At 66.7% G+C, this 12,288-nt stretch carries 12 protein-coding genes and 1 pseudogene; 7 read left to right on the top strand and 6 right to left on the bottom strand.

The window, feature by feature from the left end; translation table 11 throughout:
• Window positions 1-152: 152 nt before the first annotated feature.
• The 4 genes from AC0GNO_RS12785 to AC0GNO_RS12770 all read right to left on the bottom strand — a co-directional run bounded on the left by AC0GNO_RS12785 (window position 153) and on the right by AC0GNO_RS12770 (window position 4,389).
• Window positions 153-1,646: a tripartite tricarboxylate transporter permease gene (locus AC0GNO_RS12785; protein WP_472904185.1), complete on the bottom strand. Its 1,494-nt coding sequence runs from the start codon at window positions 1,644-1,646 to the stop codon at window positions 153-155.
• A 30-nt stretch (window positions 1,647-1,676) separates the two neighbouring features.
• Window positions 1,677-2,213, bottom strand: a complete 537-nt coding sequence (locus tag AC0GNO_RS12780) for a tripartite tricarboxylate transporter TctB family protein (RefSeq protein ID WP_472904184.1) — start codon at window positions 2,211-2,213, stop codon at window positions 1,677-1,679.
• Between the two features lie 76 nt (window positions 2,214-2,289).
• Complete coding sequence (locus AC0GNO_RS12775) at window positions 2,290-3,249, bottom strand: Bug family tripartite tricarboxylate transporter substrate binding protein (RefSeq protein ID WP_472904183.1); 960 nt, start codon at window positions 3,247-3,249, stop codon at window positions 2,290-2,292.
• A gap of 123 nt (window positions 3,250-3,372) precedes the next feature.
• A complete protein-coding gene (locus AC0GNO_RS12770) occupies window positions 3,373-4,389 on the bottom strand; it encodes a porin (RefSeq protein ID WP_472904182.1) in 1,017 nt (338 codons plus the stop codon).
• Window positions 4,390-4,636: 247 nt separating this feature from the next.
• Between AC0GNO_RS12770 and AC0GNO_RS12765 the strand changes: the two genes are divergently transcribed.
• The 3 genes from AC0GNO_RS12765 (at window position 4,637) to AC0GNO_RS12755 (ending at window position 7,239) form a co-directional block, all read left to right on the top strand.
• The gene (locus AC0GNO_RS12765) at window positions 4,637-5,326 is read left to right on the top strand and encodes a response regulator transcription factor (protein WP_472904181.1); all 690 of its coding nucleotides are present in this window, start codon (window positions 4,637-4,639) and stop codon (window positions 5,324-5,326) included.
• A gap of 68 nt (window positions 5,327-5,394) precedes the next feature.
• On the top strand, window positions 5,395-6,759 hold the full coding sequence (locus AC0GNO_RS12760) for a sensor histidine kinase (protein WP_472904215.1): 1,365 nt from the start codon (window positions 5,395-5,397) through the stop codon (window positions 6,757-6,759).
• 18 nt (window positions 6,760-6,777) lie between these two features.
• Window positions 6,778-7,239 carry an RNA-binding S4 domain-containing protein gene (locus AC0GNO_RS12755; protein WP_472904180.1) on the top strand — a complete coding sequence of 154 codons (462 nt, stop codon included), beginning with the start codon at window positions 6,778-6,780 and terminating at the stop codon, window positions 7,237-7,239.
• Window positions 7,240-7,359: 120 nt separating this feature from the next.
• Here the strand turns inward: AC0GNO_RS12755 and AC0GNO_RS12750 are convergent, their stop codons facing one another.
• Together AC0GNO_RS12750 and AC0GNO_RS12745 are read right to left on the bottom strand one after the other, a co-directional pair.
• Window positions 7,360-8,271, bottom strand: a complete 912-nt coding sequence (locus tag AC0GNO_RS12750; protein ID WP_472904179.1) for a DMT family transporter — start codon at window positions 8,269-8,271, stop codon at window positions 7,360-7,362.
• A gap of 270 nt (window positions 8,272-8,541) precedes the next feature.
• A complete protein-coding gene (locus AC0GNO_RS12745; protein ID WP_472904178.1) occupies window positions 8,542-8,799 on the bottom strand; it encodes a hypothetical protein in 258 nt (85 codons plus the stop codon).
• 66 nt (window positions 8,800-8,865) lie between these two features.
• Between AC0GNO_RS12745 and AC0GNO_RS12740 the strand changes: the two genes are divergently transcribed.
• The 4 genes and pseudogenes from AC0GNO_RS12740 to AC0GNO_RS12725 all read left to right on the top strand — a co-directional run bounded on the left by AC0GNO_RS12740 (window position 8,866) and on the right by AC0GNO_RS12725 (window position 12,136).
• A complete protein-coding gene (locus tag AC0GNO_RS12740) occupies window positions 8,866-10,659 on the top strand; it encodes an acyclic terpene utilization AtuA family protein (RefSeq protein WP_472904177.1) in 1,794 nt (597 codons plus the stop codon).
• A gap of 150 nt (window positions 10,660-10,809) precedes the next feature.
• Window positions 10,810-11,240 (top strand): annotated as a pseudogene (locus AC0GNO_RS12735) (transposase); the annotation flags it as partial.
• Window positions 11,200-11,445, top strand: a complete 246-nt coding sequence (locus AC0GNO_RS12730; protein WP_472904216.1) for a hypothetical protein — start codon at window positions 11,200-11,202, stop codon at window positions 11,443-11,445. The pseudogene AC0GNO_RS12735 and the gene AC0GNO_RS12730, both read left to right, overlap by 41 nt.
• Window positions 11,446-11,449: 4 nt before the next feature.
• Window positions 11,450-12,136 (top strand): enoyl-CoA hydratase/isomerase family protein, encoded by a 687-nt coding sequence (locus AC0GNO_RS12725; protein WP_472904176.1) that lies wholly within the window; start codon window positions 11,450-11,452, stop codon window positions 12,134-12,136.
• Window positions 12,137-12,288 lie beyond the last annotated feature (152 nt).

Below are 12,288 nucleotides of genomic sequence, written 5' to 3'. Positions count from 1 at the left end.
GATGCCCTTGCTTGCCCAAGCAGATCCTCTGTCGGAGCGTCACCCCTGCGAGTGAAACGGTGCCAGCCAGGGCACCGCCGGGCCGGCTCTGCCGGACGGCCAGTGCCGCCCCCTGGAGGGGGTCGCGCGCAGCGCGGCAGGGGTGTTCTGGCTCACGACCGCCGGTGCCAGGCCAGCAGGCGCGGCGTGACCAGCACCAGCACCACGATGGCCAGCAGCGTGGCCGACATGGGGCGCTGGAAGAACACCGCCACACTGCCCTCGCCGATCGACATGGCGTTGCGGAACTGCGCCTCGGCCAGCGGCCCCAGGATCAGGCCCACGATCACCGGCGCGGTCGGAAAGTCGAACCGGCGCAGCATCACACCCACCAGCGCCAGACCGAACATGACGAACAGGTCGAACGCGCTCTGGCGCATGCCGTACACGCCCACCGTGGCGAAGATCAGGATGCCGGCGTACAGCGGCGCCTTGGGGATCTTCAGCAGCTTGACCCACAGCCCCACCATGGGCAGGTTGAGCACCAGCAGCATCACGTTGCCGATGTAGAGCGAGGCGATCAGCGCCCACACCAGGGTGGACGATGTCTGGAACAGCTGCGGCCCGGCGTTGATGCCGTAGTTCTGCAGCGCGCTCAGCAGGATGGCCGCCGTCACCGAGGTGGGGATGCCCAGCGTGAGCAGCGGCACCAGCGTGGCCGTCACGGCCGCGTTGTTGGCGGCTTCGGGGCCGGCCACACCTTCGATGGCACCGGTGGTGCCGAATTCCTGCTTGAACCCGGGGTCGGCCAGCTTGCGCTCCGTCGCGTAGCTCAGGAAAGTGGGGATCTCGGAGCCACCCGCAGGGATGGTGCCGAAGGGGAAGCCGATGAAGGTGCCGCGCAGCCAGGCGGGCCAGGAGCGCTTCCACTCCGTGCGCGTCATGTGCGCCTTGTTCATCTTGTTCAGGCTGGCTTCGCTCTTGCCCTCGTACAAGGCGTTGTAGAGCGCCTCGGTGACGGCAAACAGGCCCACGGCCACCAGCACCACTTCAACGCCGTCCAGGAATTCGATGACGCCACCGGTGTAACGCACCTGGCCGGTGATCTGGTCCATGCCCACCAGGCCCAGCGCCAGGCCGAAGAACAGCGCCGTGATGCCGCGCAACGTGCTCTGCCCCAGCACCGCGCTCACGGTGGTGAAGGCCAGCAGCATCAGGCAGAAATATTCGGGTGGTCCGAGCTTCACGGCGAACTCGGCCAGGATGGGCGCGAACAGCGTCACCAGCACCGTCGCGATGCTGCCGGCCACAAACGAGCCGATGGCCGAGGTGGCGAGCGCGGCACCGGCACGCCCGCTCTTGGCCATCTTGAAGCCTTCGAGAGCGGTCACCATGGTGCCCGTTTCGCCCGGGGTGTTGAGCAGGATGGAGGTGGTCGAGCCGCCATACATCGCGCCGTAGTAGATGCCGGCGAAGAAGATCATCGACGCGGTGGCCTCCACCTGACCGGTGATCGGCAGCAGCATGGCCACCGTGACCGCCGGGCCCAGGCCGGGCAGCACGCCGATGGCGGTGCCCAGCGCGCAGCCGGCCAGCGCCCACAGCAGGTTGATGGGGGTGCCGGCGGTCACAAAACCGCCGAGCAGGTTGTTCCAGGTTTCAAGCATGGTGAATGCCTTTCAGGTCCGTCACAGGGCTCACAGCCAGCCGGTGCCCGTGAGGCCCGGCAGGTTGACGGCAAGGAATTTGGTGAACAGCCAGAAAGTGGGCGCCGAGATCAGCATGCCGATCACCGCGTCTTTCACCGTCTGCATGGCGTTGCCCGCAGGCTTGCCTTCGCTGATGCGCAGGCCACGCACCGCCAGCGTGAAGCACATCGCGCAACTCAGGATGAAACCGATGGTGGTGATCAGCGCCGCGTTGCCCAGGATGCCGGCCGACACCCAGGCCATGGCGTGCCAGTCGCCGCTGGCCGCGCCCGAGGGCTCGGGCATGTTGCGAAAGCCGCCGGTGCGCACTTCCCAGATCAGCAGCACGCCGCACAGCCCCATGGCGGCCGACACCACCCAGGGCAGGAAGTCCGGGCCGACGCCCGCGTAGCCCGCGTCCGACGGGATGTTGGCCGCGCCGTAGGCCAGTCCGGCGGCCAGCAGCACGGCGGCAATGCCCAGGGCCAGCTGGCCGGGGCTGTGGTCCGCGCGCGCGGGGGGGTCTCGGAAATCGGTGGTGTTCATGTGGGCCTCCAAGAAAAAGGCCGCGACAGCATGTGCCGCGGCCGGTGGGCAGCGCGCCGGGCGCGGCGCTGCCGCGTCAGGCCATGCCGGCGCGCACCATGGTGGCACGCAGGCTGGAGAAGTCGCGGTCCACGAATTCGTCGAAGGCTTTGCCGGTCAGCAGCGCGGGCGTCCAGTTGTTCTTGACCAGTGCATCCTGCCAGGCCTTGCTCTTGGTGGCCTTGACGATCATGTCGGTCAGCGCGTCGCGCTGCGCCGGGGTGATGCCGGCCGCGCCGTACACGCCGCGCCAGTTGCCGATCTCCACGTTGATGCCCTGCTCCTTGAGCGTGGGCACGTCGATGCCTTTCACGCGTTCGCCGGAGGTGATGCCGATGGCGCGCATCTTGCCGCTGTCGATGTACTGCTGGAACTCGCTGTAGCCACTGCCGCCAATGGTGACGTTGCCGCCCAGGATGGCCGCCACGGCCTCGCCACCGCCACGGAAGGGCACGTAATTGATCCTGGCCGCGGGCACGCCCACCGACTGTGCGATCTGTGCCGCCGCGATGTGCTCGGTGGCGCCGCGCGAACCGCCGCCCCACTTGACGCTGCCGGGGTCTTTCTTGAGCTGTTCGACCACGTCCTTCATGGTCTTGAAGGGCGAATTGGCCGGCAGCACGAAAACGTTGTATTCGGTCGTGAGGCGGGCAATCGGCGTGAGCTGGGTGACAGACACCGGCGGCTTGCCGGTGATGATGCCGCCCAGCATGACGGCGCCCATGACCATCATGGCGTTCGGGTCGCCCTTGGAACCGTTGTAGAACTGGGCCAGGCCGATTGCGCCCGCCGCACCGCCCTTGTTTTCAAAGGTCACCGAGTCGGCCACCTTGGCGTCGCGCAGGGCTTCGCCCAGGGCGCGGCCCGTGCCGTCCCAGCCACCGCCCGGGTTGGCGGGGATCATCATCTTGACGTTGGCAGCGGCCCAGGCCAGGTTCGGCAGGGTGCCGGCAGCGGCCATGGCGGCCAGGGATTTGAGGAAGGTATCGCGACGCATGTGGGTCTCCTTGTCGGTGATGGGATGTTGGGATCATCTGGCGGGGGCCTGTCAGTTCGCTGTCCAGTTCATCAGGACAAACCCTAGGACGGCAACAGGCCCCGGCCAGACGGCCGGCCCTGATCAGAAGCGGTGGCGAATACCGAACTGGATGCCGCTGGAGCTGCTCCCGGCCACCGGGCTGTTGAAGCCCAGCGCCGCGCTGCCCTCGTTCGACACCGCTGTCAGGTGCGAATAAAGCGCCGTGCGCTTGGACAGGTTGTGGCTGGCCTGCAGGGTGTAGATGCGGGCGTCGTCGGCCATGGCGTCGGCCGATCCGTTGACGTTGCGCGCCTGCGCGGCCCCGACCGACACCGTGGTTTCACCGAACTTGAATGCCGCGGCCACACCCATCACCTTCAGCTTCTCGGCGGCCTTGTCTTCCTGATCGAAATAGGCCGAGAGCTTGACCGCACCGAAGTCGTAGGCACCAGCCAGCAGCACCGCGTCCTTGCCCTGTTTGCCCGCTGCCGTGCCGTCGGCATCGGCAACCTTGATGAGCCCCACACCGAGCGTCAGCGGGCCGCTGGCGTGCAGCACGTTGGCGCTGACGAGCCGGCCGAAGTCCGGGCTGGCATCGCTGCGGTCGCGCTGGGCACCAAAGCCGTACTGCAGCTGGAACGTGGTGTTGCCCACCGAGGGAGACAGGTAGTTGATCGCGTTGTTGACCCGGTTGTAGTCACCGTTGCCGATGATGGGCACCACGCTGAGCACGTCGTAGGTCTTGGTGCCGATCACGCTCGCGATGTCGTCCATGGGCGAATACTGGCGCCCGGCGCGAATGGCACCGAAGCCACCCGCCAGACCGACATAGGCCTGCCGTCCAAAGCCCAGTCCCCCCTGCCCCAGGGCACCGGTGTTGAGACTCAGACCGGCCTCGATCTGGAACACCGCCTTGAGGCCCCCGCCGAGGTCTTCACTGCCCCGCATGCCCCAGCGCGAGCCCTGCTGCTGCCCCGAAGCCATGCGCACCGTCGAGGTGGCGCCCTTGACCCGTTCGACCGCCGCGTCAGCGACACCGTACAAAGTCACGGAGGATTGGGCCGATGCGAACCCACCCACCAGGCCCAACACCGCAAATACCGTCAGATTTCTGTTCATAGTCTCTTTCTGATTGAGTCAACAAGATGGCCATCGCGCCCGCCACCAGGACAGGCTCAAGACCCCAAGGCACACGTGAGTGATTGCAGCTCCTGCGCAGGCACTTCACGGAACGCGATGCTCGGTTTCAGCGCTGTCAGTTGGCTGTACAACCTCCTATGGAAAACCCTGACAGCGGGCCCCAGGCGAGGAACGGCTGCGAGCCAGGCTCGCGGCCGGCCGCCGGTGTGTTGATAATCCGCACAGCATGAAACTGCTCCTGATCGAAGACAACCCGACCATGCAGACCACGCTGCGGCGCACCTTTGAGCGGCGCGGCATGCAGGTGCTGACCTGCAGCGAGGGCGACCGCGCCCTCGCGCTGTGGGAGGCGAGCCTGCCCGATGCCGTGCTGCTCGACCTGAGCCTGCCCGGGCGTGACGGGTTGCGTGTGCTGGAGGACGCACGCGCCGCCGGCCTGAGCACACCGGTGATCATCCTCACCGCGCGCGGTACCGTGGGCGACCGCATCATCGGCCTGAACACCGGGGCCGACGACTACATGCCCAAGCCCTTTGACCTCGACGAACTGGAAGCCCGCGTACGGGCGCTGGTGCGCCGCTCGCACAACGCCGCGGACCCGACCCCCATGGGTGTCGGCAAACCCGTTGCCTGGTGTGGCATGCACACCGACCGCGACAGCGGTGCCGTGTACCACGAAGGCCAGGCCCTCGACCTCGCTCCGCGAGAGCTCGCCCTGCTGCGGGCGCTGCTGGGCAAGCCCGGCCATGCCATCGCCAAGGAACGCCTGTTCGAACTGGTCTTTCCCGGCGAGACCCAGGTGCAGCCCGAAGCCATCGAGGTGGTGGCCTACCGCCTGCGCAAGAAGATCGCCCACACGGGCGCCCAGCTGGTCACGCTGCGTGGTCTGGGCTACCTGTTGAAGGCAGCGGCGTGAGTCCGGCCCCGACCCGCCAGCGGTCCTTGTCGCTGCGGCGCACCCTGCTGCTCGGCATCCTGCTGCCGATGTTTGGTTTTGTGCTGATCAACACGGTGGTGCTCTACCGGCAGGCGCTGGCCGCGGCCGACACCGCCTACGACCGCACCCTGCTGGCCACGGCCAAATCCCTCGGGGAACAGCTGGTTCTGGTCGGCAGCGGCGCGCAGGCGCAGGTCCAGTCGTCGCTGCTGTACTCCGCTCTTGAAGCCTTCGAGACCGACAACCGCAGCCGCATCTTCTACCGGGTGAACGACTTTTCCGGCGCCATGGTCACGGGCTTTGAAGACCTGCCCGCCGTCCGCAAGCAGTTGCCCGAGCAGAAGATCTACGCGGCCCTGGTGCACTTCTACGACGATCAGTACCGCGGCGTTCCCGTGCGCATGGCCGTGCTGCTGCAGCCCGTCGCCGGGACCGATACCCAGGGCATGGCCACCATCCAGGTGGCAGAGACGCTGGAGCTGCGCGAGACCCTGGCACGCCAGATCCTCATCGACACCCTGTGGCGCCAGGCGGCGCTGGTGATCGTGATCGCCCTCGTGGTGGTGTTCGTGGTGCAGCGTGCCACCCGCCCGGTCCGCGCGCTCAGCCTGGTGCTGGCCTCGCGCGGCGAGAACGAGCTGACCCCGCTGCCCACCGAGGGCGCCCCGCGTGAACTGCTGCCCCTGGTCGAAGCCACCAACCAGCACATGCAGCGCCTGTCGCAGCTGCTGGAACACCAGAAGCGCTTCGTGCGCGACACCTCGCACCAGCTGCGCACGCCCCTGGCCGTGCTCAAGACCCAGGTGCAGTCGGCGCGCCGGGGCGATGTGGAGCCGCTGCTGGCGCTGGAAGAAATCGGCCACACGGTCGAACGCGCCACCGAGCTGGCCAACCAGATGCTGGCGCTGGCCAAGGTCGAGCAACTGCGCCAGGACCGGGACGCGCCGGTGGTGGACTGGGCCGACGTGGTTCGCGCCGTGGGACTCGATCTCGCGCCCCTGATCGCCGAACGCGCGCTCGACTTCTCGATGGACGTGTGCCCTGCCCGCGTGCGCGCGCACGAGTGGGCGCTTCGGGAGCTCAGCCGCAACCTGCTGCACAACGCCATCAAGAACACGCCCGAAGGCTCCCGCCTGGCGGTGACCCTGGTGCGCGACGCCCACGCCGCAGCGCTCACCATCAGCGACAGCGGTCCCGGCATTTCGGCCACGCTGCGCGAGCACCTGTTCCAGCCCTTCGCCACCGACCCGCAGCACGCGGGCGCGTCGGGCAGCGGCTCGGGCCTGGGACTGGCCATCTGCCACGGCATCACGCTGTCGCTCGGCGGCAGCATCGACCTGGTCAACCGCGAAACCCACGGGCGGGTGCAAGGGCTCGACGCCACGGTGCGTCTGCCACTGGCCACCACCTGAACGCCACGAACCCCTTCCATGAAGAACGCCCCACCCTCCAGCGCAGGCAGCGGCAAGATCCGGCTCGACAAATGGCTCTGGGCCGCGCGCTTCTACAAGACCCGCAGCCTGAGCTGCGAAGAAATCGACAAGGGCCGTGTGCGGCTCAATGGCCAGCCGGTCAAGCCCTCGCACGACGTGAAGCCAGGCGACACGCTGGAGATCCGGTCCGGCCCCATCGTCCGCACTGTGCTCGTGCGCGCACTCAGCGGCGTGCGCGGCCCGGCCCCGGTCGCTGCCCTTCTCTACGAAGAAACCGCGGAGTCGACGGCCCTGCGCCTGGCCGCTGCCGAGCAGCGCCGCCTGGCGCCCGAGCCGGCCCACAGCCTCACACAGGGTCGACCGACCAAACGCGACCGGCGCCACATCGAAGGCCTGCGCGACGAGGGCAAGGCCCCGGGCTGGAATGAACGCTGGAGCGCCTCGCTGGACGATGACTGATACGGGCTCGCATTCGAGCGCAGAACAAGGCGGGAGCCGCAGACAGTGCTGTAGCACGCCAAGGCGAACCAACGCAGTTATCCGTTTGAAGGCGAATCCGTATGAGCGTCGAGAGGCCGGTCAGCCTTTGCGCGTGCCCAGCCACACCACCGTGCCCACCACCAGCAGGCCCCCGGCCACCTGCACCGGTGCAATGCGCTGCCCCAGGATGGCCCAGGCCAGCAGCAGCGCGAAGATCGGTTCGATGTTCATGATCGCCGAGTTGCCCACCACGCCCAGCCGCGGCAACACGGTGAACATGATGGTGAAGGCCGTGCCGTACAGGGCCGTGAGCCCGAGCAGCCCCCACCAGCCCGCCGCAGCCACCGGCAAATGGAAGCCGCCCTGCGATGCAACCCCCGCCAGGGCCAGCACCGCCACGACACCCATGGTGCTCGCGGTGCGCAGGCGGCCATCCAGATCGGCCGTCTCGTGCTGGGTCAACACCAGCGCCAGGCCAAACGTCGCGGCAGCGGTGAGCGCGAAGGCCACACCCACGCCGATCTGCGCCCAATGCCCCGAAGCGCCCAGACCCGAGGCGGCACCGGACACATCCAGCGCCAGCGCCAGACCGAGCAACATCACCGGCATGGCGCGCACCATGCGGGCCTCGGGCCGGTGGCCATAAACCACACGCGCCCACAGCGCAGTCCACAGGGGGTAGGTGTTGAACGCCAGCAGCGCCAGCGCCACCGGCAGGCGGGCCACCGACGAATACAGGCACAGGCTCTGAACACCGACCAGCAGGCCAATCGCAGGCAGCGCCCTGCGGTGCCGAGGCCCGAGCCGTACCGGCACATGAAACCAATGCAGCAGCCAGGCGACCACCAGCGCCGTGACACCGCTGCGAAAGAGCACTGCGGTGGCCACGTCGACGCCGTTGTCGAACGCCATGCGTGCCGCCACGTGGTTGGCCCCCATCATGAAGGCGATCAGCAGCAGGGTGGCAAAGGCAGCGCGCGACAGTGCGGCTGGTGTTGAGGAAGAAGACATGCGTGAATTGTCCTTGAGCAAGCAGCCCCAAGAAAAAACCCGTTTCAGCGAAAGCTGGAACGGGTTTTTCTGCTGGCGAGAGGCGTTCAAATGATCGCCCGGAAGGCTTGTAAACAATGGGCATTCTTCATGGCCCTTGCGTGATGTGCCCCCAGATGTGCTCCCACGGTGTTTTGGCTGGTCAACGACCCATCCACATCAGCAAAAAATCAGGCCGCCGCTGGACGGCACGACCCGCAGGCCATGCGCACCACCCTGGAATGTTTGGAGTTACTTGTTGTGTTTGGCGATCAGAGCGTCGGCTTCTGCGGCAAGCTTTTCTCCGCTGATGCCACGCTTGCCAACATCCTGGTACCACATCGCCCGGACTCGGGAGGTCGCACGCTGCCAGCGCGCAGTCTCTGTGCCGTCAAGTGTGATGATGGTGTTGCCCTCTTTCTTGACGGCATCGATGCCGCGCTGGTCACCCTCGTTCATCGCACGCCCGAACAGTGCAGCCACTTGCGGGCCACTGTTGTTGTCGATCACTTGCCGCAAGCCACTGGTGGTACCGCCTGCTACGCTGCCATCGCATTCCATTCATCGGAGACCGACATGGCACAACAAGACAGCATCGTCCGCATCGGCGGCGCCTCGGGTTTCTGGGGCGACAGCATGGTGGGCGCCCCACAGCTCGTCAATTCCGGGCAGATCGACTACCTGGTGTTCGACTACCTGGCCGAGACCACCATGGCCATCCTGGCCGCTGCGCGCAGCAAGAAGCCCGAGCTGGGCTACGCCACCGACTTCGTGGACATCGCCATGAAGGCGGTGCTGCCCGAGGTCATGCGCCGGGGCATCAAGGTGGTGGCCAACGCGGGTGGCATCAACCCGCAGGGCTGTGCCGATGCGCTCAAGGTCCTGGCCGAGGGCTTGGGGCTGGCTCCGCGCATTGCCGTGGTGCTCGGCGACGACATCAACGCGCAGATGCCCCGCCTGCGCGAACAGGGCACGCGAGACATGTTCACCGGCGAGGCCTTGCCCGAGAAGATTCTCAGCGCCAATGCCTATCTGGGCGCGTTCCCGGTGGCCCAGGCCCTGGCGGCCGGTGCCGACATCGTCATCACCGGCCGCGGCGTGGACAGCGCCACCACCCTGGGTATCCTGATTCATGAGTTTGGCTGGTCTTCGGCCGAACTGGACCAGCTGGCGGGCGGCAGCCTGGCGGGCCACATCATCGAGTGCGGCTGCCAGGCCACCGGCGGCCTGCACACCGACTGGGAGCGCGTGGAGGACTGGCCCAACATCGGCTACCCCATCATCGAGTGCCGCGCCGACGGCAGCTTCGAGGTCACCAAGCCTGCGGGCACCGGCGGTCTCATCGCACGCGCCGCCGTGGCCGAACAGATGCTCTACGAGATCGGGGACCCAGGCGCCTACCTGTTGCCCGATGTGACCTGCGATTTCCGTTCCGTGGTGATCGAGCAGGTGGCGAGCGAGCGCGTGCGCGTCAGCGGGGCCCGGGGACGGGCGCCCACCGACAGCTACAAGGTCTCGGCCACGCAGCTCGACGGCTACCGCTGCGCGGGCACCATGGTCATCATCGGCATCGATGCCGCGGCCAAGGCCCGCCGCACCGGCGAGGCGGTGATCGCCCGCACGCGCAGCATTCTCCGGTCGCTGGGCATGCCCGACTACACCAGCGCCAACGTCGCCCTGCTGGGTGCGGAAACCCTGTATGGCCCGCACGCCCGGACCAGCGCCTCGCGTGAGGTGATGGTGCGCATCGCGGTCACCCACCCGATGAAGCAGGCGCTGGAGATTTTCGCCCGCGAGATCGTGCCGTCCGGCACCTCCTGGTCGCCTGGCACGACCGGACCGAGCAGCGGACGGCCCAGCGCTTCGCCCAACATCAAGCCCCTGTCGCTGCTGGTGAAGAAAAGCGATGTGCCCGTGAGCGTTGTCGTCGATGGCCAGAGCCATCCCGCCATCATTGCGCCAGGCACGGGCAGTGCCGAGCCACCGGCCCCGCTGGCACCGGCGGGGTGGGACGATCCCGCCGGCCCGCAGGTCGAGGTGCCACTGGTGCGCCTGGCCTGGGCCCGCAGCGGCGACAAGGGCGATATCTCCAACATCGGCATCATCGCGCGCGACCCGGCCTGGATGTCACTGATCTGGGCCCGCCTGACCCCCGAGGTGGTCAAGGCCTACTTCGCCCACCTCGTCCAGGGTGAGGTGCGGCGCTTCTACCTGCCCGGCATCCATGCCCTGAACATCACCATGAACGACGCCCTGGACGGCGGCGGCCCCGCATCCAGCCGCATGGACCCGCTGGGCAAGGGCATGGGACAGATGCTGCTGGACCTGCCGGTGGCCATTCCGGCGGCACTGGCCCGGCAACTGGACTGACCTGGTCCCAGGCCCATTCCTGCGGCCCAGGGTGTTAATAAGCTGATGACAAAAACCAATGAAATCAAGGGTTTGGCGAGGTTTTTGGCGGTAATCCCCGTGAAAAACCAGAGGAGCGAGAAGTAGAAGGTTTCGATGGAAAATTTCTACATGAAGAAGTCAAGGTTTTCGGATAGCCAGATCATGGACGCGCTCAAGCGTGCGGAGGCGGGACTGTTAGTGCCTGATGTCTGCCACGAACTGGGCATCGGTTCGGCGACGTTCTACAAATGGCGCGCCAAGTTCGGTCGCATGGACACCTCTCTCATGACCCGCATGAAGGAGCTTGAGGAAGAGAACCGCCTGCTCAAGAAGATGTACATCGAAGAGGAAATCAAAGCCGAGATCGTGGCCGAGGCGCTCGCAAAAAAGTGGTGAGGCCATCTCACCGGCGTGGGATGGCCAGACGAGCTGTGAATGGCAAGCGCCTGGTGCGAGAGAAGCCCGAGCCGCTGGCGGTACCGCAGCACAGCAATCAGGTCTGGTCCATGGATTTCATGCATGACCAGCTGGAAGATGGGCGTAGCTTTCGTCTGCTCAATGGTGAGCTTCGTGCGCATGCGCAGTGGCCATGGCATGCCGGGCGCCATCGCACTGCGTGAGGCATGCAAAGGGCAAATGGCGGCCTATGAGGTGCCCAAGGAGTTTCTGCCGTGGGAAGGCGAGTGGCCCGTGACGCCCGAGGGCAAAATCGATTTCAAGTCCCTTCTGAAAAAGGCCCTTGAACTGCTTGCCCCAGAACGATAGCCCCATGTCCACCACCACCACCAGCGAGCTCATCCACTCTTTACACGGTCGCGTGCTCGAACTGCGGCTGAATCGGCCCGCTCGGCTGAACGCGCTCACGCATCAGCTGGCCAGGGAACTCGCGAAGGCCGTCAATGACGGCATGCACAACGACCAGGTCCGCGTGATCCTCATCACCGCAGAAGGACGAGGATTCTGTGCCGGCAAGGACCGCGACGATCCGCCCACCGATGGCTTCGTACAGACGCTGCAGACACTCGCATCCGGGCTGCTTCAGGGGCCCAAACCGGTGATCGCAGCGGTCCAGGGATGGGCCGTGGGTGCGGGCTTTGAATTGGCACTGGGTTGCGATTTGATCGTCGCGGGCACCGATGCGCGTTTCAAGCTGCCCGAGACTCCGCTGGGATTGCCGGCCACGGGTGGCATCCATATGCTGCTGCCAAGCATCGTGGGCACCAGCCGTGCGAAGGGACTGCTGTGGCTGGGGCAGGAAATCCACGCGGAGCAGGCACACCAATGGGGGATCGTCTGGGAGCTGGCCGAGCCGGCTGATCTGCGCGAACGTGCGCTTGCGCTGGCACAAACCCTGGCCGCGTTGCCCACCGAGGCGCTCGTCAGGGTCAAGCGCCTGGTTCACGCTGAGCACCTGCCCGACGTCCCCGCCGCTCTCGGGCGCGAGTCCCGGCCCTGAAGAGAAAGCCGAAGTCCGTTCCACCATCCTCGGCCGTCGGCTGTTTTTTGGGGGAAGGGGAAAACACCCGGGTCGGTCTTGATCGACAACCACGGTTGCATTCCCCACGCCGTAGACCGCCGCAAGCCCGCGGAAACAGGGACTTCAGAAAG

It is taken from the genome of Hydrogenophaga sp. L310, assembly GCF_055703065.1.
This window is presented reverse-complemented; position numbering and strand designations above follow the sequence as displayed.

Excerpts from the sequence above, each read along its gene's own strand:
- AC0GNO_RS12785 (WP_472904185.1), bottom strand. The coding sequence starts at position 1,646 with ATGCTTGAAACCTGGAACAACCTGCTCGGCGGTTTTGTGACCGCCGGC.
- AC0GNO_RS12780 (WP_472904184.1), bottom strand. The coding sequence starts at position 2,213 with ATGAACACCACCGATTTCCGAGACCCCCCCGCGCGCGCGGACCACAGC.
- AC0GNO_RS12775 (WP_472904183.1), bottom strand. The coding sequence starts at position 3,249 with ATGCGTCGCGATACCTTCCTCAAATCCCTGGCCGCCATGGCCGCTGCC.
- AC0GNO_RS12770 (WP_472904182.1), bottom strand. The coding sequence starts at position 4,389 with ATGAACAGAAATCTGACGGTATTTGCGGTGTTGGGCCTGGTGGGTGGG.
- AC0GNO_RS12765 (WP_472904181.1), top strand. The coding sequence starts at position 4,637 with ATGAAACTGCTCCTGATCGAAGACAACCCGACCATGCAGACCACGCTG.
- AC0GNO_RS12760 (WP_472904215.1), top strand. The coding sequence starts at position 5,395 with ATGTTTGGTTTTGTGCTGATCAACACGGTGGTGCTCTACCGGCAGGCG.
- AC0GNO_RS12755 (WP_472904180.1), top strand. The coding sequence starts at position 6,778 with ATGAAGAACGCCCCACCCTCCAGCGCAGGCAGCGGCAAGATCCGGCTC.
- AC0GNO_RS12750 (WP_472904179.1), bottom strand. The coding sequence starts at position 8,271 with ATGTCTTCTTCCTCAACACCAGCCGCACTGTCGCGCGCTGCCTTTGCC.
- AC0GNO_RS12740 (WP_472904177.1), top strand. The coding sequence starts at position 8,866 with ATGGCACAACAAGACAGCATCGTCCGCATCGGCGGCGCCTCGGGTTTC.
- AC0GNO_RS12730 (WP_472904216.1), top strand. The coding sequence starts at position 11,200 with ATGACCAGCTGGAAGATGGGCGTAGCTTTCGTCTGCTCAATGGTGAGC.
- AC0GNO_RS12725 (WP_472904176.1), top strand. The coding sequence starts at position 11,450 with ATGTCCACCACCACCACCAGCGAGCTCATCCACTCTTTACACGGTCGC.